Here is a 26,398-nt window from a genome sequence, read left to right as displayed (position 1 = left end):
TCGTTCGGGGACGAAGCGAGGCCGTGCCGGGGTAGGCTGTCGGCGCGGTAACCGTCCGGGGATTATCCTTGCTCCGTCCCCGCTTCCTTTCAATCGTGAGATCGCCGTGCACGCCTGGACCGACCGCCGCCTCATCGACCTGCTCGCGATCGAGCATCCGCTGCTCCTCGCGCCCATGGCGGGCTCGGGCCTATCGGACATGGCCATCGGCGTGGCACGTGCCGGTGGTCTCGGTGCGATTCCTTGTTCGTCGATAAGCACCGAGACGGCGACCGCCGAGGTCGCCGTGTTCCGGGCGAAGGTGCGTGCCCGGATCAACCTCAATTTCTTCGCGCATCGGCCGCGGGTGCCCACCGCCGAGGAGGCCACGCGGTGGCGGGAACGCCTGGCCCCGTACTACGCCGAGTTCGGTATCGAGGCATCGGATCTCCCGCCGGCGGGCGGGCGGGCGCCTTTCGATGAGGCGATGTGCGCAATGGTCGAGGCGGTTCGGCCCGAGGTCGTCAGTTTCCACTTCGGGCTACCGGACGAGCCGCTGCTCGCCCGGGTGAAGGCGACCGGCGCCATCGTGCTTTCGTCGGCGACCACCGTGGCCGAAGGCCGCTGGCTCGAGGAGCGCGGCTGCGATGCCATCATCGCGCAGGGCTACGAAGCAGGCGGCCACCGCGGCAATTTCCTCACGGACGAGATGTCCGAGCAGCCGGGCACGCTCGCCCTGGTGCCGCAGTTGGTCGACGCGCTCCATGTACCGGTGATCGCGGCGGGCGGCATCGGCGACGGGCGCGGCATGGCGGCCGCGCTGTGCCTCGGCGCGTCGGCGGTGCAGATCGGCAGCGCGTTCCTGCTTTCGCACGAATCCACCAGCGTCGACGTGCACCGGCAGGCGCTGCGCACCGCGCGCGACGACAACACCGCGATCACCAACGTGCTCACGGGGCGCCCGGCGCGCGGCGTGGTCAACCGGATCATGCGGGAGGTCGGGCCGATGTCCCCCGACGCCCTGCCGTTCCCCCTCGCGGGCGGGCCGCTGGCGCCGCTGCGCAAGATCGCCGAAGCGCAGGGGCGCGGTGACTTCCAGCCACTCTGGGCCGGTCAGGCGGCCTCGATGGCGCGCGAGCTGCCGGCCGAGGAGATCGCGCGGGGCATCGTCGACGAGGCGGCGCGCATCCTCAGGCTCTGACGCGGCGAGGTGTCAGGCCCTCTGGCCGTGCTGCAACAGCCACAGCTTCACGTACTTCCGGCGCACGTACTCGACGCGCAGCAACGCATAGACGATGCCGCGCCAGCCGTCGAGGAAGCCCGCGCGGAGCACGTAGCCGCGAAAGAAGCGCCACATCGGGCTGACGACGATCTGGCCGAGCGTCGCGCGCTTGCCGGCGGCGAACTCCTCGGTGGCCATCATGTGCGCGTAGCGTTCCTGCTTGGCCATCAGCTCGGACAGCGAACGGTACGGGTAGTGATCCAGGAAGCCCGGCAGCATGCGTACGTCGCCATCGAGACTCACCGATTCGTGGATCTCGCGCGGCCCGCGCCAGCCGCCCTGGCGGCGATCGAACAGACGCAGCACCTTGTCCGCGCCGGCGTTGCCGTGGCGCATGAATCGACCGAAGAAGTCGTTGCGCCGGTGGAAACGGTAGCCCGCCGCTCCGAAACCGGCGTCGGCGACCCGCTCGATCGCGGCACGAAGATCCGCGCCGACACGCTCGTCGGCATCGAGGCAGAGCACCCAGTCGTTCTTCGCCTGCGCGACGGCGAACGCCTTCTGGCTGCGGAAGCCGTCGAAGGGACGATGGATGACGCGCGCGCCCGCCGCCTCCGCGATGGCGACGGTGTCGTCGGTCGAGCCACCATCCACCACCACCATGTCGTCGCAGAACGGGGCGGCGGAAAGCAGGCAATCCCGGATGCGGTCGGCCTCGTTCTGGGTGATCACGCAGAGGGAAATGGGCCGTCGGGTCATCGGGATGCGGAAGAAGGGGTAGCGAGCCGTCATAATGCCACGTCACCCACCGCGGAGTGCCGCCCTTGGCCGCGTGCCTGATGTTCGCCACCGAAACCTACGCCCTGCCCATCCTGCGTCCGCTCGCGGCGGCCGCGCGTGCGCGAGGCATCGACGTGGGCTGGGTGGTGCCGGCCGCCATGGCGGCGAGCCTCACGCCCGACGAACGTCGCATCCGCAGCCTGCGCGACGCGCGCGCGATGAAACCCGAGGCCGTCTATTGCGCCGCCAACTGGGTGTCGCCCGCGCTGCCCGGCATCAAGGTCCAGGTGTTCCACGGGTTCAACGCGCAGAAGCGCGAACCGGACCGCGGGCACTTCGCGATCCGCGGCTTCTTCGATCTCTACGCCACCCAGGGACCGTCGACGACGGCACCCTTCGCCGAGCTGGCGTGCGAACACGGCTACTTCGCCGTGCGCGAAACCGGATGGCCGAAGCTCGATCCGCTGTTCGGCCCGGCGCCCGCCGCCAGCGACATGCCCGCACGCGATGGCCGTCCCGTCGTGATGTACGCGTCCACCTTCAGCCACCGGCTCAGCAGCGCGCCGGCGATGATCGAACCGCTGCGCGCGATGATCGCGCGGGGCGACCGGCAGTGGCTGCTCACACTCCATCCGAAGTGCTCCGATGAGCTGTTCGACGCGTACCGCGGACTCGAAGCGCCGAATGCGCGCTTCTTCACGTCCGAGCGGCTCGTCGAGATGGAGCGGGCCGCCGACGTGCTGGTATGCGATACCTCGTCCGTGATCCACGAGTTCGCCGTGATGGGCAAGCCGGTCGTCACGATCGCCAACCGCGTACCGCAGCCTTTCATGCTGGACGTCCCGACACCCGCCGAGGTCGATGCCGCCATCGATCGCGCCCTGTCGCACCCACCGGAACTGATGGCGGCGATTCGTGCGCACGGCGACGACATCCATCCCTACCGCGACGGTCGTTCCAGCGAGCGCGTGCTCGACGCCGTGGCGGCTTTCCAGCGCGGCGAATTCGGCACGCTGAAACGCAAGCCGCTGAACCTGATCCGCCGCTTCAAGGCCCTGCGCGACATCGGCCAGCTCCTCGACCTGCGCTGAGCGCGTACCCGCTTTCCACAGGCGTCCTTGGCCAGGGCACTTGAAATGACGCGCATCATCCATAAAAGTATGATCGTAATTCATCTTGTCCCGGGTGCCCCGTGTCCACCGTCGCCGAAGTCGCAGCCCCCGCCACCGGGCGCAGAAAGCCGTTGAAAATCATCGCCATGGCGGCGGTCGTCGTGGCCGTGGCGTCTTACGCCGGCCACTGGTGGACCACCGGGCGCTACATCGAGGACACCGATGACGCGTACGTCGGAGGCGACATCACGGTCATCGGGTCGAAGGTGTCCGGCTACGTGCAGACGATCGCCGTCGCCGACAACCAGCATGTGAAGAAGGGCGATCTGCTGGTCAAGCTCGACGACCGCGACTATCGCGCGGCTGTGGAAAAGGCCGACGCCGCGGTGGCGGCTCAGGAGGCCGCGCTACGCAACCTCGACGCGACGGTGACCCTGCAGCACAGTCAGATCGCCCAGGCGCGGGCGGGCCTCGACGCGGCGCAGGCCGAGGCGACACGCTCCGAGCTGGACGACAAACGCTATCGCGATCTCGTCGTGCGTTCCGCCGTGTCCGTGGAAAGCGCGCAGCGCGCGACCGCCACGTTCCAGACCGCGCGTGCCGATACGCAGCGCGCGCTCGCGGCGGTGCATGCGTCGCAGCAGCAGCTCGACGTGATCGACACCCAGAAGCGCCAGGTGCTCGCGGCCCTGGCGCAGGCGCGCGCCGAGGCCGACGTCGCCCGACTCAATCTCTCGTATACCGAAATGCGCGCGCCGGTCGACGGCGTGGTGGGAAACCGGCGTGCGCGCGTCGGCAGCTACGTGACGGCCGGGAGCCAGATGCTCGTCGTCGTGCCCTCGCACGGGCTATGGGTGGACGCGAACTTCAAGGAAGACCAGCTCGCACGCATGCGCGTCGGCCAGGGTGTCGACGTGCGCGCCGACGTCATGCCCGGCAAGGTGCTCAAGGGCCACGTGACCAGCCTCGCGCCCGCGACCGGCTCGCAGTTCAGCGTGCTGCCGCCGGAGAACGCGACCGGCAACTTCACCAAGATCGTCCAGCGCGTCCCCGTCCGGGTGACGCTCGACGGCAGCGATGGCGACCTCGGCCTTCTCCGCCCGGGCCTTTCCGTGACGGCGCGCATCGACACCAGGGCGCCATGAGTCCCGTCGCGCACCTGTCGCCGGGGCAGAAGATCTTCGCCTTCGCGTCGATGTGCCTGGGCATGTTCATCGCGCTGCTCGACATCCAGATCGTTTCGGCTTCGCTGCGCGACATCGGTGGCGGCCTTTCGGCGGGTGCCGACGACACCGCCTGGGTGCAGACGAGCTACCTCATCGCGGAGATCGTGGTCATTCCCCTCTCCGGCTGGTTGAGCCGGGTGTTCTCGACCCGCTGGCTCTTCGCGGCGTCGGCGGCCGGGTTCACGCTGACCAGCCTGCTCTGCGGCATGGCGTGGGATATCCAGAGCATGATCTGGTTCCGTGCCGCGCAGGGCTTCCTCGGCGGCTCGATGATCCCGATGGTGTTCACCACGGCCTTCGTGTTCTTCGAAGGGAAGCAGCGCGTGATCGCCGCGGCGACCATCGGTGCGATCGCCTCGCTGGCGCCCACGCTCGGCCCGACGCTCGGTGGCTGGATCACCGACAACTATTCATGGCACTGGCTGTTCTTCATCAACCTCGTGCCGGGCGCGTTCGTCACCGTGGCCGTGCCGATGCTGGTGAAGATCGACGATCCGGACCTCTCGTTGCTGAAGACGGGCGACTGGGCCGGCATCGCGCTCATCGCCATCTTCCTGGGCTGCCTCGAATACACCCTCGAAGAAGGGCCGCGCTGGAACTGGCTCGAGGACGACACCATCCGCGCCACCACCTGGACGAGCCTGCTCGCGGGGCTGCTGTTCGTCTGGCGCGGACTCACCGCGGCGCACCCGGTGGTGGACCTGCGCGCCCTGCGCGAACGCAATTTCGCCCTGGGTTGCTTCTTCTCGTTCGTCACCGGCATCGGCCTGTTCGGCACGATCTACCTGACGCCGCTCTTCCTCGGGCGCGTCGAGGGCTACAGCGCGCTGCAGATCGGCAAGGCGGTGCTGTCCACCGGCATCTTCCAGATCCTCACGATTCCGGTGTATTCGATGCTGGCGAACCGCGTCGACCTGCGCTGGTTGCTCATGTTCGGGTTGCTGCTTTTCACGATCTCGATGTTCGAGTTCACGCCGATCACGCACGACTGGGGCGCACCGCAGCTGCTGCTGCCACAGGCGCTGCGCGGCATGGGCCAGCAGTTCGCGGTGGCGCCCACCGTGACGTTGACGCTCGGCAGCCTGCCGCCGGCCCGATTGAAACAGGCATCGGGCCTGTTCAACCTGATGCGCAATCTCGGCGGCGCCATGGGCATCGCGGCGTGCGCGACGATCCTCAACGACCGCACCAACCTTCACTTCTTCCGGCTGGCCGAACACCTCACCCCCGCGAGCGAGCCGATGAACCGGTTGCTGGACGGTCTGGCGCCGGACTCCGACGCCTATACGGCGGCGCTGAAGTCGCTGTGGCAACTCACGTTCCGCGAGGCGCAGACGATGACCTACAGCGACGCGTTCTACGCGATCATGCTCTGCTTCGTCGTGGCCACCGTGATGGTGCCGCTCATGCGCAAGGTGCAGCCGCCCAAGGCGCCTTCGGCGGATGCCCACTGACCTTCGCCACAGAGGACCCGGCATGCGTTACGACAAAGAGCACAAGGAGCAGACGCGTCAACGCATCGTCGAGACGGCGTCGCGGCGCTTCCGGGAGCACGGTATCGAAGCGGAGGGCGTGAAGTCGCTCATGTCCGCGTCGGGCCTCACCAACGGCGCGTTCTACAACCACTTCGCCTCCAAGGAAGATCTCGCGCGGGAAGCGGTGACCGCGGCGATGGACGAACGCGTGGCCTACCTGCGACGCTGGATCGCCTCGGGCGAGGGGTTGCAGGGGATGATCGAAAGCTATTTCTCCATCCGCCATCGGGACAACCCTGGCCGAGGCTGCCCCACCACGGTGCTCGCCGCCGAAATCGCGCGGCATTCGGACGATGTGCGAACCGCGTACACCGAAGGCATGCTCGCGTTCGTGGAACTCGCGGCCACGCAGTGGCCCGCCCTTCCGGCCGACGAAGCGATGTCACGCGCGATGTCGCTCTACGGCCTGATGGCCGGCACGATGCAGCTGGCGCGCGCGACGAGCGACGCGCGACTATCGGGGCGGATCCTCGAAAGCGGCCGGCGCGCGGCGCTGGCGATGGTGGGCAGCCCGCCGTAACCGCCGTTACCATGGGGCATCCACAGGATTGAATCATGCCTTCCTCGACCGCCCAGAACGTCGGTGCCTCCTTCTCCCACGAGCGCATGCTCGCCGCGCGCGAACGCTCATGGGCCGCCTTGACCGACATCGCCTCACGCATTCTTCCCGGCATGACCGAGCCCGAAGCGGGCGAGATCGCGAAGGACCGGCTCGCCGCCGCCGGCATGCAGCGCATCTGGCACCCGAGCATCATCCGGTTCGGACCGAACACGCTGAAGACGTTCCGCCAGCGTTCGGCGCCGGACACGCGACTCGGCGAGGACGATATCTTCTTCATCGACCTCGGCCCGGTGTTCGACGGCCACGAGGGCGACGTCGGCGACACCTTCGTGATGGGTCACGACGCACAGATGAAGGCCTGCGCGCAGGCGGCGCGCGACCTGTTCGACATCACCGCAAGGCGCTGGCGCGAAGGCGTGACGGGCGCCGATCTCTACGCCTTCGCCGACGACCAGGCGCGCGCGATGGGCTGGCGCCTCAACCACGCGACGAAGGGTCACCGCGTGGGCGATTACCCGCACGCCGTGCACAAGGCGGGCAACCTCGGCGACTTCGACGCGACACCGGTGCCGGGCCTCTGGATCCTGGAGATCCAGATCGCGCATCCGGACCGCGCGATCGGTGCGTTCTACGAGGACCTGCTGATCGCGTAGCTTCGACGCTGGGTAGACCAAGGACGCAAATGCAAGTTATTCGCAATATTGCGCGGGGCGATGCTTCTGGGGCATCATGAAATGAGATTCATTCGCAATCGCGGCGCGGCGTAAGGGCGCCACGCCGCTGCCCCAGCCCCAGGAAAACGCCATGCTTCTCCGCAGGAAGACTCTGCCGCTGCTGCTTGCCAGCGCGTCGCTCCCGTTCGTCGCCTCCGCCCAGGAGACGGCCTCCGCCCAGCAGCAGGGGGGCGACAAGGCCGTGCAGCTCGCCCCGGTGGACGTCCGTGGGGTCAGCGTCGATGCCGGCTACACGCGTACCGACGCGAGCAGCGCGACCAAGACCGATACCCCGATCATCGAGACGCCGCAGGCCATCTCGGTCATCTCGAACGCGCAGATGCTCGACCAGGGCGTGCTGACCATCCAGGACGCGCTGCGCTACTCGGCCGGTGTGCGCGCCGACGCGTACGGCGTGGACAGCCGCGGCGACGACGCGTTCCTGCGCGGCACGTCGTTCGTGCAGTACCTCGACGGCCTGCGCCAGGCGTTCGGCTATTCGTATGCCCGCACCGAGCCGTACTTCATCGACCGCATCGAGATCGTCCGCGGTCCATCGTCGGTGTTGTACGGGCAGGGCACCACGGGCGGTCTGATCGCGCTCGCTTCGAAGCGTCCGCAGTTCGCGGCGTCCCACGAGATCGATGCGCAGTTGGGCAACAACGCCCGCAAGCAGCTCGCGTTCGACTTCACCGGCCCGCTCGACACCGCGGGTCACTGGGCCTACCGCCTCATCGGCGTCTATCGCGATTCCGACTCCCAGATCGACTACGTGCCCGACGACCGGAAGGCCATCGCGCCGTCGATCACCTGGATGCCCGACCAGGACACGCGATGGACGCTGCTCGCGAACCTCCAGTTCGACCACAACGGTACGTCGCTGAACTTCCTGCCGCACTCGGGCACGCTGCTGCCCAACCCGAACGGCCGCATCCCGACGCAGCGATTCGTCAGCGAACCAGGCTTCGACCGCTACGACACCGACCAGCGGTCGCTCACCTCGCTGTTCGAGCACCGATTCAACGATACGTGGAAGTTCGAGCAGAACATGCGCTACTCGCATGACAACGTGAAGTACCGCTCGCTCTATCCGGACGTCTACTCGAACCCGGCTTACCCGTTCCTCGACGACACGGCGAGCACCGTCAACCGCTACAGCTACATCTCGATCGACCGGCACAAGCGCTTCGTCACGGACACGCACGCGCAGGCGGATTTCGACCTGGCCTCGATGCACCATCGCGTGCTCGTCGGTCTCGACATCGGCTACTCGCATACCGACAGCCGCCAGGGCTACGGCTTCGACGACGTGCCGTTCAACCTCTACGATCCCGTCTACCGCAACGGTTTCACACCGCCGGACGTGGCTCCGGTCGCGTCCAGCCGCACGCGCCAGACGGGCCTGTACGTGCAGGATCAGATCAACTGGGGCGAGCACTGGATCGGCACGGTGGGCGTGCGCCACGACCGCGCGACGCTGACGACCGGCGACGACCGCTCGGTCGACAACGCGACGACCTCGCGCTTCGGCCTCATGTACCGCTTCGACAGCGGGCTGGTGCCGTACCTCAGCTACACGGAATCGTTCCAGCCGCTGGACAGCCTCGATTTCTACAACCGTCCGTACGAGCCGCTGCGCGGCAAGCAGTACGAGGCCGGCCTGAAGTACCAGCCCGTCGGCTCGCCGACGCTCGTCACGGCGACGTACTTCGACCTGCGCGAGGAAAACCGCCTCGCGCCCGATCCTCAGAATCCGCTCAACCAGATCCAGGCCGGCAGGGCGAAGACACGCGGCGTCGAACTCGAGGCGTCCACGCGCATCGCCGACCACGTCGACATGATCGGTACCTACACCTGGACCAAGGCACGACCGGACGACGGCAGCATCGTCGCCGGCCTGCCGAAGAACCAGGGGTCCGTGTGGGGCGTCTACCACGTGAACGACGCGGACAGCGACGGCTTCAGCTTCGGTATCGGCGCGAGGTACATCGGCAAGAACTACGACGAGACGGGCACGCTCGAGGTACCGAAGAAGACGCTGTTCGACGCCATGGTGGCCTACACGCAGGGTCCGTGGCGCTTCTCGGTGAACGCGGCCAACGTCACCGACCAGGTCTACAGCGCCACCTGCCTCGCGCGCGGCGACTGCTTCTATGGCCCGCGTCGCAGCATCGTCGGGCAGGCGCGTTACCGCTTCTGACCGGCCGCGACCCGCGACGCAAGGTAGGAGCGCGCTTGCGCGCGAATGGGTGCCCGCCGCAAAACCCATTCGCGCGCAAGGATTCGCTTTTGGACGTCCAGACCCGTTAGGATCGAACGTTCACACGAACGGATGGGGTCGACCGGATGGGGATTCGCAAGCTGCTCGGGAGCGCGGTGATCGCCGCGACGTTGTCCACCGCCGCGATCGCGGCGGCACCGCCGCCGGGCCACGCCGGCAATCCCGTCTTCCCGGGCTGGTACGCCGATCCCGAAGCGGCGATCTTCGACCATACGTACTGGATCTATCCGACGACGTCGCTGAAATACGCCGAGCAGGTGCATTTCGACGCGTTCTCGTCGCCCGACCTCGTGCACTGGACGAAGCACGCGAACGTGCTCGCGATGAAGGACATCCCCTGGGCGAAGAAAGCCCTGTGGGCGCCCGCGGTGGTCGAGAAGGACGGCAAGTACTACTTCTTCTTCGCGGCCAACGACATCCAGAGCGACAAGGAAATCGGCGGCATCGGCGTCGCCGTGGCCGACAAACCGGCCGGCCCGTTCCGCGACCTCATCGGCAAGCCGCTCATCGACGCGTTCCATAACGGCGCGCAGCCCATCGACCAGTTCGTGTTCCGCGACGACGATGGCACGTACTACATGATCTACGGCGGCTGGAAGCACGCGAACATCGTGAAGCTGAAACCCGATTTCACCGGGCTGGAGCCGCTGCCCGACGGCACGGTCTACAAGGAGATCACGCCGGACAAGGCGTATGTCGAAGGCTCGCTGATGTTCAAGCGCAACGGCAAGTACTACTACATGTGGTCGGAAGGCGGCTGGACCGGCCCCGACTACTCGGTGGCGTACGCCATCGGCGATTCGCCGATGGGTCCGTTCAAGCGCATCGGCAAGATCCTCGAACAGGACCCGAAGATCGCCACGGGCGCCGGCCACAACTCGGTATTCCACGATCCGAAGGACGACAGCTGGTTCATCGTCTATCACCGCCACCCGCTCGGCGACACCAACGGCAACCATCGCCAGGTGTCGATCGAACGCATGTCCTTCGACGCGCAGGGCCGGATTCTTCCGGTCAAGCTGACGAACGAGGGCGTCGAAGCGCACCCGTTGCGCTGATCAGCCGATCTCCACGATCACCTTGCCGCCGGCGTCGCCGCTCTCGACCAGGTCGAGGGCGGCATTGCCGTCGGCCAGCGCGAACCGCCGTGCCGACAGCACGGGTCGCAGCTTGCCCGCGTCCGCCAGTCGCGTCGCCTCGGCCATGATGCGGCCGTGTGCTTCGCGTCCCTTGGCGGTCAGCAACGGCATGAGGGTGAACACGCCCGAATAAGTGGCGGCGCGAAACGAGAGCGGCGCGAGCGAATGCGTGCCCCAGCCCAGGCTGCTGACGACATGGCCACCGTAGCGTCGGGCGGCGACGAACGACGCGTCGAGCGTCGCCCCGCCGAGCGTGTCGTACACGACGTCGAAGCCCTCGCCACCGGTGCAGGTCTCGACGATCGACTCGATCGACGAGGCCCGGTAATCGAAGAAGGTGGCGCCCATCGCCGTGATGACGTCGGCCTGGCCGGCCCTGCCCGTCGCCACGACGCGCGCGCCCAGCGCCACGCCGAGTTGCACCGCCATGCTGCCCACGCCGCCCGCGCCGCCGTGGACGAGGAGCGTCTGGCCGGCTCCCAGATGAGCGCGGTCAACCAATCCTTCCCACGCGGTGATGAAGCCGAGGGGCAGGGCGGCGGCATCGGCAAGCGGGAGGTGGGTGGGAGCGTGCGCGAGCAGCGCGGCATCCACCACGGCGAATGGCGCGAGCGATCCCTGGATGCCGCCGACGCCGCCCGTCAGTCCGTAGACGGCATCGCCCGGCGCGAACCCGATGACGTCCGTCCCCACGGTATCGACGATGCCGGCCATGTCGAGACCGAGGACCGCGGGCGCCGGATGTTTCGCGTGCGCGGCCTGGCCGGCGCGAATCTTCGCGTCCAGCGGATTGAGGCCCGCGGCGACGACGCGGACCCGGACCTCGCCCGCTTCGGGCCGCGGCACCGGAAGATCGGCGAACACCAGCGCCGTGCCGGCGCGTTCGAGGCGAAGGGCGGTCATTCGGGGCGAGGCATTCATGGACGTTGTCCGGTAGGAGATGCATCCAAGGTAGGTCATGCGAATACGCATGAGAATGCCCGAAGTTGCACGCCCGTCATGCAGAAATGCATAGTCGGCGCATGGACTGGAACGACCTCCGCATCTTCCTGGCCGTCGCGCGCGGCGGCACGCTCGGCGCGGCCGCGCGCGAGCTGGGCCAGACCCAGCCGACGATGGGCCGTCGCATCCGGGTCCTGGAAGAAGCGCTGGGGCAGACGCTGTTCCAGCGCACCAGCGAAGGCTTCGTGCTGACGGACGAGGGGCACGACGTGTTCGAGCATGCGCTGCGCATCGAGTCGGAAGCCCTGGGCATCGTTCGGCGAGCGAACGGGCAGGGGGATGCGGTGGAGGGCCTGCTCAGGGTGTCGTCGTCCGACTGGTTCGGCGCGCATGTCCTTACCCAGGCCATCGCGCGCCTGCGCGAGAAACATCCCGGTGTGGTCGTCGAGCTCGTGACCGACGCGCGACTCCTGAGCCTCGCACGTCGCGAAGCCGACCTCGTGTTCCGCATCGCGCCGTTCGACGAGCCGGACATCGCGCAACGCAAGCTACTGCGGGTGGCCTACGCGGCGTACGCCGCCGTCGATGGGCCAGCCGTGCCCGATGCGGTGATCACCATGGATACGGCCTTCGGCGGCATGCCGGACGTGGCCTGGCTGCGCGAGCGCCTGCCCGATGCGCCGCTCGCCTTTCGCAGCAACAGTCGCGAAGCGCAGGCACGCGTCTGCGCGCTCGGTCTGGGCGTCGCGGTCCTGCCCGTCGCGCTGGGCGACGTCACGCCGGGGCTGCGCCGGATCGATCTCGGCGACGAGCCGCCGGGAAGGGACGTGTGGATGGGCTACCACCGCGATCTCCGCCACCTGCCGCGCCTGCGTGCGTTCGTGACGGAAGTCGACCGGCTCGTCGGTATGCCTTAGCGGTCCCTGTCGTCGACGCGGTTCCGGAGAATCCGGTCGAGTTTTCGACTAAAAAGGACACGGCAGTCGTTTTTTCCAAATTCGCGAGGTTAGGCAAAACCGGACGTCACGCGATCGTCGTAAGCTTCCTTTCGTTTCATCCGCCAGCGGAGCCGCCCGGTTCCGCCCAGCCCAGGGGAGTCGTTATGGTCACGTTGCGCGTCAATGGTGAGGACCGCCAGGTCGATGTGCCGCCGGACATGCCCCTGCTATGGGTGTTGCGGGACGTGATCGGGCTCACGGGCACGAAGTTCGGCTGCGGCATCGCCCAGTGCGGTGCCTGCACGGTGCACCTGGACAACCAGCCGGTGCGGTCCTGCCAGCTACCCGTCTCCGCGATCGGCGACCGCGCGATCACCACGATCGAGGCCATCGGGCAGACGCCGGAAGGCGCGAAGGTGCAGCAGGCGTGGCTCGCGGTCGATGTCGTGCAGTGCGGCTACTGCCAGTCCGGCCAGATCATGGCGGCCGCGGCGCTGCTCGCGCGCGTGCCGAACCCGACCGACCGCGACATCGATACGGCGATGTCCGGCAACATCTGCCGGTGCGCCACCTATGTGCGCATCCGCGAAGCGATCAAGCAGGCGGCCACCGGGCAGCAGCACGGCCTGCAGGTCGTCGTCGACGGGAGCGCGGCATGAACGCGCGGCGGGATCAGGGCGACGCGTTCGACGCGGGCCGGCGCAACGCGCTGCGAGCGGCGGGAAGCGGCCTCGCCGTGGCCTTCCTGTGGACCGCCGGCATGGGACCGGCCGTCGCGCAGATGAGCCCGCGCCGCCAGGCGGCCGATGCCGCGGCCGCCGCGGCGGACGGCAATCCTGCCTTCGCGCCCAACGCCTTCGTCCGCGTCGACGCCGATGGCGCCGTTCGCCTCGTGATGCCCGCGGTGGAAATGGGCCAGGCGATCTACACCGGTATCTCCATGATGCTGGCCGAGGAACTCGGCGTCGGGCTCGACCAGATCCGTGTCGAGCATTCGCCTCCCAGCGACGCGCTCTACGGACAGCCGCTGCTCGGCGGCGGCCAGATCACGGGCGGCTCGACGAGCACGCGCGGCCAGTGGCAGGCGCTGCGCGAGGCGGGCGCCGTGGCGCGCGAGACGCTGGTCGCCGCGGCCGCCGCCCAGTGGCACGTCGATCCCACCAGCTGTTCGGTCGCGCGCGGCGTGATCACGCACGTGCCGTCGGGCCGCACGCTGGGCTTCGGCGCGGTGGCCGAGGCCGCGGGCAAGCTGCCGCAGCCGGCGACGGTCACGCTCAAGCAGCGCAAGGATTTCACGCTCATCGGCAAGCCGATGCGCCGCGTCGATTCGCCGGACAAGGTCAACGGCGGCACGCAGTTCGGCATCGACGCGAAGATCCCGGGCATGAAGGTGGCGTCGGTGATCACGAGTCCCGAGCTCGCCGGCACGCTGGGTAAGGTGGACGACGCGAAGGCCCGTGCCATCCCCGGCGTCGTCGACGTGCTGCGCCTCGACAACGCGGTGGCCGTCGTCGCGGAAAATTTCTGGCTCGCGCAGCGCGGGCTCGACGCGCTCGATATCGAATGGAAACACGGCGTCAACGCCAACCTCGATACGGAGACGCTCATCGCCGCGTTGCAGGAAAGCTCACGCAACGGTCCGGCGCTGATCGGCCGCAAGCCCAAGGGCGAGGCCGCCGCCGATGGCAAGCTGATCGAAGCCTCCTACATCTCGCCGATGCTCGCCCACGCGCCGATGGAGCCGCTGAACGCCACGGTGCACGTGACGCCGGGCAAGTGCGAGATCTGGACGGGCACGCAGGTGCCGACCCGTTGCGTCGCGGAAGCCGCGCGCATCTGCGGCATCCCGGCCGAGGGGGTCGTTCTCAACGCGGCCTACCTGGGTGGCGGCTTCGGACGTCGCCTGGAAACCGACCAGGTCGAACAGGCGGTCGCGTTCGCCAGACAGGTGGGCTATCCGCTGAAGGTGATCTGGAGCCGCGAGGAGGACATCCGCCACGATCGCGTGCGTCCGCTCTACTTCGACCGCATCTCGGCCACGCTCGGTGCCGATGGCAAGCCGACGTCGTGGAAGCATCGCATCACCAGCGGCACGGTGCTCGGGCGCTGGGCGCCGGGCGCGATGGGCAAGGACGGCATGGACAGCGACGCGATCGAATCCGCCGCCGACCTGCCGTACGACATGGACAACGTCCTCGTGGAGTGGGTGCGCCACGAGATGCCGCCCGGTCTCGTCGTCGGCTGGTGGCGCGGTGTCGGCCCCACGCACAATCTGTTCGTGGTGGAGAGCTTCGTCGACGAACTCGCCCATGCCGCCGGCAAGGACCCGCTCGAATACCGTCGGTCGCTGATGAAGCCCGGCTCGCGCGCGCTCGGCGTGATGAACCTCGCCGCCGAGAAGATCGGCTGGGGCGGACAGCCGCTCCCCGCCCGTGTCGGACGCGGCATCGCCGTCGGCTCGCCGTTCGGAAGCCACGTCTGCGCGATCGTCGAAGCCGAAGTGACGGAGCAGGGCCAGGTGCGCCTGCGCAAGGCCGTCGTCGCGATCGACAACGGCATCACGATCAACCCGAGCTCCGTGCAGGCGCAGATGCAGGGCGGCCTGCTCTTCGGCCTGGGCGCCGCGTTGTACAACGGCATCACGCTGAAGAACGGCGCGATCGAGCAGAGTAACTTCCACGACTACCGCAGCCTGCGCATCAACGAGGTGCCGGAACTCGAGGTGTATTCCGTCGAAAGCGACGAGGTACCCGGAGGTATCGGCGAAGTGGGCACGGCGATCGCCGCACCCGCCCTGACGAATGCGATTTTCGCCGCCACCGGCATCCGCCTGAGGCGGCTCCCGGTGGCCCTGGCCCAGCTGGCCGCGTCGCCCGACGCGCTCAAGCGCGTCGCGGCGGTCGGCGGCGAGAAGGAGGACGTGGCATGAGGCGCTTCCTGATCATCGTCGTCGTCCTGCTGGCGGTCGGCGTCGGCGCGTACTTCTTCCTCAACCGTACCGATCCCGACGATGGCACCGCGCCGGTGCTGGCCGGCGCGCCCACGAACGCCGACCCGGTCGCGCGCGGCGAATACCTCACCACCGCGGCCGACTGCGTGGCCTGCCACACGTCGCACGACGGCGGCAAACCGTTCGCGGGCGGTCTGGCGTTCAAGCTGCCGTTCGGCACCATCTACTCGTCGAACATCACGCCCGACAAGGAAACCGGCATCGGCACGTGGACGGACGACGAGTTCGTGCGCGCCGTGCGGGAAGGCATCCGCAAGGACGGCAAGCACCTGTATCCCGCGTTCCCGTACACGGCGTACACGCAGCTGAGTCGCGCCGACGTACTGGCGATCAAGGCGTACCTCTTCAGCCTGCCGCCGGTGCACCAGCCGGAGAAGCCGAACGAACTCGGCTTCCCGTTCAACCAGCGCTGGGCGATGGGCTTCTGGAACGCGGCGTTCTTCCGCAGCCAGCGTTTCCAGGCGGACGCGTCGCGGTCGCCCGAATGGAACGCGGGTGCGTACCTCGGCGGTCCGCTCGGGCATTGCGCCGAGTGCCACACGCCACGCAACTTCGGCTTCGCGCTGAAGCACGGCGAAGCGCTGGCGGGCGAGGTCGTGCAGGGCTGGCGCGCGTACAACATCACCTCCGATCCGACGCACGGCATCGGCAAGTGGAGCGACGAGGCGCTGACCCAGTACCTGCGTACCGGTCACGCCGAGGGCCATGCTTCCGCGAATGGACCGATGGGCGAGGCCATCGCGTACAGCCTGCAGCACTGGAAGCCGGAAGACACGGCGGCACTGGTGACGTGGCTGCGCACGGTGCCGGCGCGCGAAGGCGACGATCCCATCGTCGTCGACGCGGCACCGAAGGCGATGGTCGCGTCCAGCGCCGTGGCACCGGGCGGCGACGACGGCAAGGCCGACGCGGAAGGTCTGCGTCTGTTCGAAGGCGCGTGCGCGAGCTGTCACCAGTGGAACGGTGCCGGACAGCAGACGGCATACGCGGCGCTCGCGGGCACCCGCGGTGTCAACGATCCGAAGGGGGCGAACGTCACCGAGGCCATCCTGGAAGGCGTGAAGATGCGCATCGGCGACAACGACGTCTACATGCCTGCCTTCGGCCATGCCTATAGCGACACCGAGGTGGCGGCGCTCGCGAACTACGTGATCCGTCATTTCGGCGGCAAGCAGGGTGAAGTGACACCGGCCGACGTGGCGAAGCGCCGCGCGGAATGATCCACGAAAACTCGTAGATGTCTCTCTGGCGGGAGCGCGCCGTGCGCGCTCCCGCGCCGCTCCGCGTGTGCCGGAAGTACCGGGTTCGCCGACATTTCAATACGCAAGGATTCGCTACAATCGATCCCGGGCAGGGGGTACTCCCCAAGGGAGCGAAAGCAGCATGCGTTACGGGAAAGGTCACAAAGAACAAACGCGGCAGAAGATCGTCGAGGCGGCCGCGCAGCGGTTTCGCGCGGACGGCATCGATGCCGTCGGTGTCGTCAGCCTGATGGGCGAGGTCGGTCTGACCCAGGGTGGTTTCTACAACCACTTCGAATCGAAGGAAGAACTGGTCCGCGAGAGCGTCGCCGTCGCGGCGACCGGTGCGATGGAGCGCATGGCCGCCAGGGTGGCCGCGTCGCGCGGCGAGCGCTACCGCGCGTTGATCAACGCTTATCTGTCGGCCGAGCACCGGGACAATCCGGAAAGCGGCTGCGTGGCCGCGGCGCTCTCAGCCGAGATGGCGCGCCGGCCGGTGGAAACGCGCGAGGCCTTCACGGATGGCTACGCGGAGATGGTGGAACTGATCGCCTCGACGCTGCCGGACGGCGTGCGAGGCAAGCGTCGCCGCACGCTCGCGATGGCCGTGTTCGCATCGATGGTCGGCTCGCTGTCGCTGGCGCGCGCCGTGGCGGAAGACCGGCTCTCGGACGAAATCCTCTCGCTCGGCCGCCAGTCCGCGCTGGAGCTGGTGCAGGCGGGCTGATCAGCGCGCCGGGACGGGCGGCTTGCCCATGGCGGCCGTCTTCTCGGCGATCTTCGCCCGGATCGCGGGAATCGCGGCGAGCGCCGCGCGCTCGCCCTCGAGGATCGCGACGTTCTTCTGATCGAAATCGGTGGGACCGATCTGGCCCACCTTCGGACGGATCACCACGTCCGCGCGCGCGATCTCCTGCTCGGCCAGCTTGCGTCCCATGATCGTGATCGACTGGCCCACGATGCCCATCATGCTGTCGGGGTTCTTGCCGTCGGGGCGCGCCGAGATGTCGACCGCGATGACGATGTCGGCGCCGAGCTGGCGTGCGGCATCCACGGGAACGGGACTCACCACGCCGCCGTCGACGAAGTGCCTGCCGGCGATGTCGACGGGCTCGAACACGCCAGGGATGCTGCTCGACGCGCGCACGGCCTGGCCGGTGTTGCCGCGAACGAAGATCGCGCGCTCGCCGTTCTCGAGTTGCGTCGCCACCGCGGCGAACGGGATGCGCAGCTTTTCGATCGGCCGGTTGCCGACGAGCTGGTTCACGTAATCCTGGAGCTTCTGGCCCTGCACGAGCCCGCCGGAGAAGAGGCGCACGTCGCGGATGCTGGCTTCGTCGAGCGAGAACGCCTGCTCCTGCAGACGGAACGCGTCCATGCCGCTGGCATACAGCGCGCCCACCACGCTCCCCGCGCTGGTGCCGGCGACGACGTCGGGATGGATGCCGCTGGCCTCGAGCATCTTGATCACGCCGATGTGCGCGAAGCCCTTCGCGGCGCCGCCGCCGAGCGCCAAGCCGATGCGCGGTTTGGCCGCGAGCACCGGCAATGCGTTGTCGGGCCGTGCGTCGGGCTTCGTGCCGCCGAAGCAACCGGCGAGCAGGGTCGCGAACACCAGCGGCAGCCAGGAACGGGAAGGGCGTGGAAACATGTCGGGACTACCGTGTCGGGGCTGGCGGATCATCGGGCACGCTCGCGGCGGGCGCGTGTCCGGGGAAGGGCGAAAACCGGGCGGCATGCCGCCCGGTTCCGATGGGACGATCAGGCGCGGGTGTCGTCGGCTTCGAGGTGGTAGCGGGTGACCACCTCGATCTCGTTCTTCGAACCGAGGAACACGGGCACGCGCTGGTGCAGCGCGGTGGGCTGCAGGTCCATGATGCGTTCGCGCCCCGTCGTGGCCGCGCCACCGGCCTGCTCGACGATGAAGGCCATCGGATTGGCCTCGTACATCAGGCGCAGTTTTCCGGTGCCGCCCTTGGCCGTGATCTTCGCATCCAGCGGATAGATGAACACGCCGCCGCGCGTGATGATGCGATGCACGTCGGCGACCATGGAGGCGACCCAGCGCATGTTGAAGTCGCGCCCGCGCGGGCCCTCCGTGCCGGCGAGCAGCTCGCCGATGTAGCGCTGCATCGGGGCCTCCCAGTGGCGCTGGTTCGACATGTTGATCGCGAACTCGGCCGTCTCCGCCGGGATGGCGATGTCGCGACGGGTCAGCACGAAGCTGCCGTGCTCGCGGTCGAGCGTGAATTCGTGCACGCCGTGGCCGAAGGTGAGGACCAGCAGGGTGCTCGGGCCGTACACGACGTAACCGGCGGCGACCTGTTCGGTACCCGGCTGGAGGAAGTCGGCGACCTTCGGCTCGGTGACGCCGTCCGGGCAGCGCAGCACGGAGAAGATCGTGCCGACCGACACGTTGACGTCGATGTTCGACGAGCCGTCGAGCGGATCGAACAGGAGCAGGTGGTTGCCCTTCGGGTAGGCGTCGGGGATCGGCTGCGGGTCTTCCATTTCCTCCGACGCGCACGCGGCGAGGTGGCCGCCCCAGGCGTTGGCCTCGAGCAGGATCTCGTTGGAGATGACGTCGAGCTTCTTCTGCGCCTCGCCCTGCACGTTGTCCGACCCGGCGTTGCCGAGCACGCCGCCCAGGGCGCCCTTGCCGGTGGCCACCGAGATGCGCTTGCAGGCACGGGCCACGACCTCGATCAGCAGGCTGAGCTGGGCGTTGATGTGCCCCGCGCGCTTCTCTTCGATCAGGAACTGGATCAGGGAAATCGGTTTCGACATCGCAAGGGGCTCTGGGTCGGGAACACGCATTGTCCGCGCGGCACGTGAACCGCGCCAGAGGGACTGCTGACAGCACGTTGTCAGCAGCCCCCGCGCAGACTCTCCCTACCGATACGGAAGGGGCCACCGACATGACCAGCCTGTTCGAACGGTTCGTCGACCTGTATTCACCGCTCCGCCTGCGCGGACTGCTGATGGACGGGCCGATCCATATCGCCACCACCCACGTCACCACCGACAAAGGAACCGCTCGCATGACTCCCAGCCGGATCGTCTTCCACCACGCCCCCAACAGCCGATCGGGCAGCACGCTGATGCTCCTGGAGGAACTGGGCGCCCAGTACGACATGCACGTGATGGACCTGACCCGCGGCGAGCAGCGCGAGCCGAAATTCCTGAAGATCAACCCGATGGGGAAGGTGCCGGCGATCGAGCACCTCGGCGGCCTGGTCACCGAGCGTCCGGCGATCTTCACCTACCTCGCCGACCTGCATCCGGAGGCCGGGCTGGCGCCGGGGATCGGCGATCCGCTGCGCGGTCCCTACCTCCGCTGGCTGTCGTTCTACGGTTCATGCTTCGAGCCGGCGGTGATGGACCGCTTCATGAAGAACGCGCCCGCGCCGGTCTCGACCTGCCCCTACGGCAGCTTCGACATGGTGCTCGACCAGATCGAGGCGCAGCTGGCGCAGGGACCGTGGCTCTTCGGAGAGCGCTTCACGGCGGCGGACATCCTCTGGGCGAGCTCGCTCGACTGGACGATGAAGTTCGGCATCGTGCCGCGGCGCGACGCGTTCGAGGCTTACGTGGCGCGACTGATGGTGCGGCCGGCCATCGTCCGCGCCGCGGCGCAGGACGCGGCGCTCGCCCGCGCCCAGATGCTGGCCGCCGCCTGAGCGCCCGGCGATGCGCGGTCGTGACCATCGTCGCTTCCCGCGCAGCCCGCGGGAGGCGATGATCCGGGGATGCGCCGCGCCGACCGCCTGTTCCTCATCATCAACGCCCTGCGCGGGCGGCGCACGGCGCTGCCCGCGCGCCAGCTCGCCAGCACGCTCGAGGTCTCGTTGCGCACCGTCTATCGCGACGTGGCGGACCTCCAGCTCTCCGGCGTACCCATCGAAGGCGAGGCCGGCGTGGGATACCTTCTGCGCAAGGGCTCGGACATTCCGCCGCTGATGTTTTCCGCCGACGAACTCGAAGCGCTCGTCGCCGGCACGCGGTTCGTCCGCGCGTTCGCCGGCGAGCGGCTGGCGCGCGAAGCGCAGGCCGCGCTGATCAAGATCGAGGCCGTGCTTCCGCCCGACCTGCGCGAGCGTTCGGCGCAGGCGAAGATCTTCGCGCCCATCTGGCGCGACACGTTCCAGAACCAGATCGCCGCGATGCTCGACTGCCTGCACGAGGCAGTGATCGCCCATCGCGTGCTGTGCCTCGAGTACCGCGACGCGGAGGGCCGCACGAGCACGCGCGAGGTCGAACCGCTGTGCCTGTCGTTCTGGGGCGGCGCCTGGACGCTCGGCGCGTGGTGCCGTCATCGCCAGGCGTTCCGCAACTTCCGGCCCGACCGCATCGCGGAATGCCGCGAATCGGGCGAGACGTTCGAGGACGAGCCCGGCCGCGACCTCGAGGCCTACCTGCAGACCATGCGCGGGCATTACGCGGGCCTCTAGGGGCAACGGCATGCGATGATCGGGGATTCTCCCCGACACACGGAGCCCGTATGTCCCCCTGGATCCGCGCCATCGCCTTCGCCGGCCTCTTCGTCGGCACCGCGCACGCCGCCACCACGGCCGACGACGCCTTCAAGGCCATCTACACGAAGGAATGGACGTGGCGTAACGGACAGGCGGGCATCCTCACCTCCGGCGAAGCGCAGCCGGGCGACGGCCGGCTCGACACCGTGGACGCGAAGAGCCAGGCGGAGCGGCTCGCTTACTGGAACGACGTGCTCGCGCAGCTCGACCGCATCGACACGAAGACGCTCAGCGGCAGCGTGCGCGTGGACTACGCGGTCTATCGCGAACAGATCGGCAACCTCGCGGCGGCACAGCGCTTTGGCCAGTGGCAGATGCCGTTCAACAGCGACTCGGCCTTCTGGTCCGACATCGGGTATGTGCTGCATGGCGACAACCTGCGCACGCGCGCGGACTACGAGCACTACGTGGCGCGGCTTCGCCAGATCCCGCGTTACATGGACCAGGAGATCGCGAACATGCGCCTCGGCCTCGCGCGCGGATTCACCGTGCCGCGCGAGGTGCTCGACGGTCGCGACGTCTCCATCGCCGCCGTCGCGGAGCTGAAGGATCCCGAAGCCAGCGCGCTGTACGCGCCGTTCAAGGCGATGCCGAAGACGCTGCCGGCAGCCGACGCCGACGCGCTGCGCAAGGACGCCCGCGCGGCGATCGCCGATGGCGTGATTCCCGCCTACGGCAAGCTGCTGACGTTCTTCCGCGGCGAATACGTGCCGAAGGCGCGCAAGACGCTCGCGGCGGAATCGCTGCCGGATGGCAAGGCGTACTACCGCCAGCAGATCCGTGAATACACGACGCTCGACCTGTCCCCCGACGACATCCATGCGATCGGCCTGCGCGAGGTGGATCGCATCCACGCGGCGATGGTCGAAACGATGAAGGAAACCGGCTTCAAGGGCGATTTTCCCGCGTTCCTCGCCTTCCTGCGCACAGACCCGCGGTTCTACGCGAAGACGCCCGACGAACTGCTGATGCGTACCGCCTGGGTCGCCAAGCAGGTCGACGGCAAGCTCGACAAGTACTTCGGCCTGCTGCCGCGCCAGCGCTTCGCCATCGAGCCCGTACCGGCGGACATCGCGCCGTATTACACGTCGGGACGCGGCGGTGCCGACGTCTATCTGGTCAACACCTACGATCTTCCGTCGCGTCCGCTGTTCAACATGCCGGCACTCACGCTGCACGAGTCGATGCCGGGCCACTCGCTGCAGCTGGCGCTTTCGGCGGAGCAGCAGGGACTGCCGCCGTTCCGCCGCGACGGCTACATCTCGGCGTACGGCGAGGGCTGGGCGCTCTACGCGGAATACCTCGGCGAAGAGATGGGGATCTACCACACGCCCTACGAACACTTCGGTTATCTCACCTACCAGATGTGGCGCGCGTGCCGCCTCGTGGTCGATACCGGCATCCACCACCTCGGCTGGACGCGCCAGCAGGCCATCGACTACCTGACGCGGAACACGGCGCTGAGCGATCGCGAGATCGCCAACGAAGTCGATCGCTACATCAGCTGGCCCGGCCAGGCCCTGTCGTACGAGCTGGGCTACCTGAAGATTCGCGAGCTGCGCGCGCGCGCCGAGAAGCGGCTGGGCGAGAAGTTCGACCTGCGGGCGTTCCATGACACGGTGCTGGCGCTGGGCTCCGTGCCCCTGCCGGTGCTGGAGCAGCACGTCGACGCCTGGATCGAGGGGAGATAGGGCGGGCGCCTACACCAAAAACTACACCGATGGAGTACAATGCATCACAACTCCATAGGTGAAGCCACGATGCAACCCGCCATCCATGCCGAACCGACATCCTCCGCCGACCTCGGCGGTGCGGCCCTCCGCGCGTTCTTCGCGCTGGCCGAGCGCTGGAAACTGCGCACGGCCGAGCAGCGGACGCTGCTGGGCGAGCCGCCGGAATCCACGTACTTCAAGTGGAAGAAACAGCAGGACGGCACGCCTTCGCGCGACGTGATCGAGCGCATCAGCTACCTGCTGGGTATCTGGAAGGACCTCCAGATCCTCTTCCCCGACCCGGCACAGGCCGACGCCTGGGTACGCCGGCCGAACGACGCCCCGCTCTTCGCCGGCCGATCCGCGCTGGACCGCATGCTTTCGGGCAACGTCGCCGACCTCTACGTCGTCCGCCAGTACCTGGACGCCCAGCGCGGCTGGAACGGATGAGCGCCACGCCGCCGCTCCGCCGCATCCGCTGGAGCCAGGCCTATCGGATCGTGCCGAGCCGGTTTCCGCCGGTCGGCCTGTTCGACCGGATCGCCGATCCGAAGGATATCGACGCCGTGATGGCGGTCGAATCGCTGACCAACCCGCGCCTGCGCGAGGAAATGGGCGCGCTGCGCCTGACTCCGCCGGACCGGCGCGTGTCCGGACCCGGCACCTCGCCGATCATGGCGGCCTTCACGCACATCCCGCCCGACGGCAGCCGTTTCAGCGACGGGCACTGGGGCGTGTTCTACGCCGCGCACAGCATCCCCACGGCGATCGAGGAGACCGTCTTCCACCGCGAGGCGTTCCTCGCCGCCACCCACGAGCCGCCGATGGACGTGCAGGTGCGCTGCTACAAGACCGCGATCGCCGGCCGCTTCCACGACATCCGCGGCGGCTGGGGTGCCGAGCACGATCCCGACTCCTACGCCGCCAGCGTGACGCTCGCCCGCCGCCTGCGCGACGAGGGCTCCAACGGCATCGTCTACGACAGCGCGCGGCATCCTGGTGGCGAGTGCGTGGCGGCGTTCTATCCCGACCTCGTCGCGCCGTGCATCCAGGCCGAACACTTCATCTACCGCTGGAACGGCACGCGGATCGAAGCGGTACTGAAGGTGACTCCCGTCGAGCGGCAGGGTTTACCCCACGGGCCCTGAGGGGGTACGGTCGGTCGGATGAAGAAGCTGACGATCCTCCTCACCCTGCTCGTCCTTTCCTTCGCCGGCCACGCGAAGGGTCCCGACCACAGCCAGTGGGAAAACGACATCCAGGCCTTCGAAGCCTCGGACAAGGCCAATCCGGCGCCCGCCAACGCCGTGCTCTTCATCGGCAGCTCGTCGATCCGCATGTGGTCGACGCTGGCGGACGACTTCTCCGGCTATCGCGTCATCAACCGCGGCTTCGGCGGCTCCGACATCGACGACAGCACGGCCTTCGCCGACCGGATCCTCGCGCCGTACCACCCGGTCGCCATCGTGATGTACGCCGGCGACAACGACATCCAGAACGGCGACACGCCGGAGCAGGTGCGCGACGACTTCGCCGCCTTCGTGGCCAAGGCGCGGCAGGAACAGCCCGGCGTGCCCATCGCCTTCATCTCGATCAAGCCCAGCATCGCCCGCCTGTCGTTGCTGCCGAACATCGAGCGCGCCAACACCCTGATCCGCCAGTGGGCCATGACGCAGAAGAACGTCGCGTTCCTCGACATCGCACCAGCGATGGTCGACGCCAAGGGGCAGCCGAAGCCCGAACTCTTCCGCGACGACGGCCTGCACATGACCCCGGCGGGCTACGCGCTCTGGGTGGCCCAGGTGCGACCGTGGCTGGCGGATCACGCGACGGCGGCCGAAGTTAAACGGCAACCAAACGCGACCACCCCGTAATGCGGGAACTTCACGGCTCCGGCCCTATCTAAGTATTCGATCGCCGAGAGGCGACCTGTTGGCAACCGACGATCTTCGGATCGAGCGATTGTCCCGGGTCCCGCTATTTCCCCTGATAGCCTGGACCCGACGCGACCCCGGCAGCTCCTCCCCTGGCTGCCGGGGTTTTATTTTGTCCGCGATTCATGCCTGCCGATCGGCTCCCACCCTTCGGTAGCAGCCCCACCCGGTGAACGAGAGCAGGCCCGCTTGGTGGGAGCCGACCGCATCGGCGATCCCGCGGCAGCGGGCGATCTCGCCAACGAAAACGGGCGGCCCGACTCGTCGCCGGACCGCCCGCCAGGTGAGCGAAAGCCTTGGATCAGACGTGATGCGTACGCGGCGCGTACGGCCGGATCGACGTGTCGAACGCGCGCCATACGCCGTCGTTGCCCTCGATGTTCAGCACGATGTCCGACGCCGCGTTGGCGGCCTCGATGCGGCGGGCCTCGGCCAGCGCGCATTCGAGCGCGTCGTCGCGCGAGCAGAACTCGCCGATCTCGAACTCGTTCTTCTGCAGGGCCCAAAGCCCCGGGCCGACGGACTCGAAAGGAATATCGAAGACAACCACGATGGATCCACCCTGTTTATTGCTGGAGTGGGTCCATCGTAGGGATCCGTTCGTTAGGCCGCCGTTGAGTTTCAGTTGTCCGAACCGGAAGCGAAGCCTTCCTTCGTGCCGCGCTGGTAGACCATGTCGCTCTCGAGCACCTCGCTGGCCGCGACCGGCGTGCCGTTGGCGAGCCTCGCGTAGATCGGCGTGAAGTCGGGGCCGGTCGCTTCGAACAGCTGCGCGAAGTCGTCGATGACGAAGTAGGTCTGCTGGTAAGTGTCGATCCGGTAACGGGTATTCATCACCCGCTCGAGGTCGAAGCCGATGCGGTTCGGCGCCGCCGAGTCGATGGAATAGATGGACTCGCCCTTCGAGCTGACGATGCCGGCGCCGTAGATGCGCAGGCCTTCGCTCGTGCGGATCAGGCCGAACTCCACCGTGTACCAGTACAGGCGCGTCAGGTTCATCAGGGCCTCGGGCCCGATCGCGTGCGCCTTCATGCCGCCCTTGCCGTACGCCTGCATGTAATCCGCGAACACGGGATTGAGCAGTAGCGGGACGTGGCCAAACAGATCGTGGAAGAGGTCGGGCTCGGAAAGGTAATCGAGCTGGTCGGGCTTGCGGATCCACCAGCTCACCGGGAAACGACGGTTGGCCAGGTGGTCGAAGAAAACCTCGTCGGGCAGCAGGCCTTCCACGGCGACGAGCTGCCAGCCCGTGGCCTCGCCGAGGACCCGGTTCAGGTCGTCGAAGCGCGGGATGCCGCCATCGCCGAGCCCGAAGCGCTGGACGCCTTCGAGGAATTCCCGGCAGGCGTAGCGGGGCAGCAGCTCGCGCTGGCGGCGGTAGAGGGTGTCCCAGACCTCGTGATCGGTCTTCGAGTAGCTGGCCCAGGGCTGCTCCACGGTGCCGGTCGCATAGACGGGCACGTATCCGCGGTCGGTCTGCTGATGTTCGACGCGGCGTGGGGTGTCCATGGCGGGCTCCTGACGACTGTGTGATCGG

General features: G+C 68.0%; 25 protein-coding genes. 19 read left to right on the top strand and 6 right to left on the bottom strand.

What is annotated here, in order from left to right; all coding sequences use genetic code 11:
* Window positions 1-106: 106 nt before the first annotated feature.
* A complete protein-coding gene (locus J2X58_RS13750) occupies window positions 107-1,180 on the top strand; it encodes a nitronate monooxygenase family protein (RefSeq protein WP_090058175.1) in 1,074 nt (357 codons plus the stop codon).
* A 12-nt stretch (window positions 1,181-1,192) separates the two neighbouring features.
* Here J2X58_RS13750 and J2X58_RS13745 read toward each other — a convergent pair whose 3' ends face one another.
* Window positions 1,193-1,993, bottom strand: coding sequence for a glycosyltransferase family 2 protein (locus tag J2X58_RS13745; protein ID WP_310048857.1), 801 nt, complete (start codon window positions 1,991-1,993; stop codon window positions 1,193-1,195).
* 47 nt (window positions 1,994-2,040) lie between these two features.
* Here J2X58_RS13745 and J2X58_RS13740 point away from each other — a divergent pair, with 47 nt between their 5' ends.
* From J2X58_RS13740 to J2X58_RS13710, 7 genes are all read left to right on the top strand, one after another.
* A complete protein-coding gene (locus J2X58_RS13740; protein ID WP_310048856.1) occupies window positions 2,041-3,072 on the top strand; it encodes a CDP-glycerol glycerophosphotransferase family protein in 1,032 nt (343 codons plus the stop codon).
* A gap of 152 nt (window positions 3,073-3,224) precedes the next feature.
* Window positions 3,225-4,238 carry an HlyD family secretion protein gene (locus tag J2X58_RS13735; protein WP_310048855.1) on the top strand — a complete coding sequence of 338 codons (1,014 nt, stop codon included), beginning with the start codon at window positions 3,225-3,227 and terminating at the stop codon, window positions 4,236-4,238.
* Window positions 4,235-5,773 (top strand): DHA2 family efflux MFS transporter permease subunit, encoded by a 1,539-nt coding sequence (locus tag J2X58_RS13730; protein WP_310048853.1) that lies wholly within the window; start codon window positions 4,235-4,237, stop codon window positions 5,771-5,773. Before J2X58_RS13735 ends, J2X58_RS13730 begins: the two co-directional genes overlap by 4 nt.
* 22 nt (window positions 5,774-5,795) lie before the next feature.
* The gene (locus J2X58_RS13725; RefSeq protein WP_310048852.1) at window positions 5,796-6,374 is read left to right on the top strand and encodes a TetR/AcrR family transcriptional regulator; all 579 of its coding nucleotides are present in this window, start codon (window positions 5,796-5,798) and stop codon (window positions 6,372-6,374) included.
* Between the two features lie 35 nt (window positions 6,375-6,409).
* Window positions 6,410-7,069 (top strand): M24 family metallopeptidase, encoded by a 660-nt coding sequence (locus tag J2X58_RS13720; protein WP_310048851.1) that lies wholly within the window; start codon window positions 6,410-6,412, stop codon window positions 7,067-7,069.
* Window positions 7,070-7,220: 151 nt separating this feature from the next.
* Window positions 7,221-9,329, top strand: coding sequence for a TonB-dependent siderophore receptor (locus J2X58_RS13715; protein ID WP_310048850.1), 2,109 nt, complete (start codon window positions 7,221-7,223; stop codon window positions 9,327-9,329).
* Between the two features lie 146 nt (window positions 9,330-9,475).
* Window positions 9,476-10,468: a glycoside hydrolase family 43 protein gene (locus tag J2X58_RS13710; RefSeq protein WP_310048849.1), complete on the top strand. Its 993-nt coding sequence runs from the start codon at window positions 9,476-9,478 to the stop codon at window positions 10,466-10,468.
* On the opposite strand, the gene J2X58_RS13705 is transcribed toward J2X58_RS13710, so the two are convergent.
* Window positions 10,469-11,470, bottom strand: a complete 1,002-nt coding sequence (locus J2X58_RS13705) for a zinc-dependent alcohol dehydrogenase family protein (protein ID WP_310048847.1) — start codon at window positions 11,468-11,470, stop codon at window positions 10,469-10,471.
* Window positions 11,471-11,571: 101 nt separating this feature from the next.
* Here J2X58_RS13705 and J2X58_RS13700 point away from each other — a divergent pair, with 101 nt between their 5' ends.
* The 5 genes from J2X58_RS13700 (at window position 11,572) to J2X58_RS13680 (ending at window position 17,407) form a co-directional block, all read left to right on the top strand.
* The gene (locus tag J2X58_RS13700; RefSeq protein ID WP_310048845.1) at window positions 11,572-12,408 is read left to right on the top strand and encodes a LysR family transcriptional regulator; all 837 of its coding nucleotides are present in this window, start codon (window positions 11,572-11,574) and stop codon (window positions 12,406-12,408) included.
* A 185-nt stretch (window positions 12,409-12,593) separates the two neighbouring features.
* A complete protein-coding gene (locus J2X58_RS13695; RefSeq protein WP_090174980.1) occupies window positions 12,594-13,088 on the top strand; it encodes a (2Fe-2S)-binding protein in 495 nt (164 codons plus the stop codon).
* Complete coding sequence (locus tag J2X58_RS13690; RefSeq protein WP_310048843.1) at window positions 13,085-15,358, top strand: molybdopterin cofactor-binding domain-containing protein; 2,274 nt, start codon at window positions 13,085-13,087, stop codon at window positions 15,356-15,358. Before J2X58_RS13695 ends, J2X58_RS13690 begins: the two co-directional genes overlap by 4 nt.
* Window positions 15,355-16,659, top strand: a complete 1,305-nt coding sequence (locus J2X58_RS13685; protein WP_090058199.1) for a cytochrome c — start codon at window positions 15,355-15,357, stop codon at window positions 16,657-16,659. The genes J2X58_RS13690 and J2X58_RS13685 overlap by 4 nt, the downstream gene beginning before the upstream one ends.
* Window positions 16,660-16,822: 163 nt before the next feature.
* Window positions 16,823-17,407, top strand: coding sequence for a TetR/AcrR family transcriptional regulator (locus J2X58_RS13680; RefSeq protein WP_090058200.1), 585 nt, complete (start codon window positions 16,823-16,825; stop codon window positions 17,405-17,407).
* On the opposite strand, the gene J2X58_RS13675 is transcribed toward J2X58_RS13680, so the two are convergent.
* Complete coding sequence (locus J2X58_RS13675) at window positions 17,408-18,331, bottom strand: patatin-like phospholipase family protein (RefSeq protein ID WP_090174978.1); 924 nt, start codon at window positions 18,329-18,331, stop codon at window positions 17,408-17,410.
* A gap of 110 nt (window positions 18,332-18,441) precedes the next feature.
* Window positions 18,442-19,467, bottom strand: coding sequence for a class 1 fructose-bisphosphatase (locus tag J2X58_RS13670; RefSeq protein ID WP_175472898.1), 1,026 nt, complete (start codon window positions 19,465-19,467; stop codon window positions 18,442-18,444).
* A gap of 131 nt (window positions 19,468-19,598) precedes the next feature.
* Here J2X58_RS13670 and J2X58_RS13665 point away from each other — a divergent pair, with 131 nt between their 5' ends.
* The 6 genes from J2X58_RS13665 to J2X58_RS13640 all read left to right on the top strand — a co-directional run bounded on the left by J2X58_RS13665 (window position 19,599) and on the right by J2X58_RS13640 (window position 24,801).
* The gene (locus J2X58_RS13665; protein WP_310048840.1) at window positions 19,599-20,360 is read left to right on the top strand and encodes a glutathione S-transferase family protein; all 762 of its coding nucleotides are present in this window, start codon (window positions 19,599-19,601) and stop codon (window positions 20,358-20,360) included.
* A 69-nt stretch (window positions 20,361-20,429) separates the two neighbouring features.
* Window positions 20,430-21,131, top strand: a complete 702-nt coding sequence (locus J2X58_RS13660; RefSeq protein ID WP_310048839.1) for a YafY family protein — start codon at window positions 20,430-20,432, stop codon at window positions 21,129-21,131.
* 50 nt (window positions 21,132-21,181) lie between these two features.
* On the top strand, window positions 21,182-22,906 hold the full coding sequence (locus J2X58_RS13655; protein ID WP_310048838.1) for a DUF885 family protein: 1,725 nt from the start codon (window positions 21,182-21,184) through the stop codon (window positions 22,904-22,906).
* 69 nt (window positions 22,907-22,975) lie between these two features.
* Entirely contained in the window at window positions 22,976-23,377 is a 402-nt protein-coding gene (locus tag J2X58_RS13650; protein WP_310048837.1) for an MbcA/ParS/Xre antitoxin family protein, read from the top strand.
* Window positions 23,374-24,075 carry an RES family NAD+ phosphorylase gene (locus tag J2X58_RS13645; RefSeq protein ID WP_310048836.1) on the top strand — a complete coding sequence of 234 codons (702 nt, stop codon included), beginning with the start codon at window positions 23,374-23,376 and terminating at the stop codon, window positions 24,073-24,075. The genes J2X58_RS13650 and J2X58_RS13645 overlap by 4 nt, the downstream gene beginning before the upstream one ends.
* 18 nt (window positions 24,076-24,093) lie before the next feature.
* Complete coding sequence (locus tag J2X58_RS13640) at window positions 24,094-24,801, top strand: SGNH/GDSL hydrolase family protein (RefSeq protein WP_310048834.1); 708 nt, start codon at window positions 24,094-24,096, stop codon at window positions 24,799-24,801.
* Between the two features lie 361 nt (window positions 24,802-25,162).
* Here the strand turns inward: J2X58_RS13640 and J2X58_RS13635 are convergent, their stop codons facing one another.
* Window positions 25,163-25,411 (bottom strand): hypothetical protein, encoded by a 249-nt coding sequence (locus tag J2X58_RS13635; protein WP_090058218.1) that lies wholly within the window; start codon window positions 25,409-25,411, stop codon window positions 25,163-25,165.
* A gap of 71 nt (window positions 25,412-25,482) precedes the next feature.
* Entirely contained in the window at window positions 25,483-26,370 is an 888-nt protein-coding gene (gene phhA / locus J2X58_RS13630; protein ID WP_310048833.1) for a phenylalanine 4-monooxygenase, read from the bottom strand.
* Between the last annotated feature and the right edge of the window lie 28 nt (window positions 26,371-26,398).

The organism is Luteibacter sp. 3190, from assembly GCF_031456385.1.
Taxonomy (GTDB): Bacteria; Pseudomonadota; Gammaproteobacteria; order Xanthomonadales; family Rhodanobacteraceae; genus Luteibacter.
This window is presented reverse-complemented; position numbering and strand designations above follow the sequence as displayed.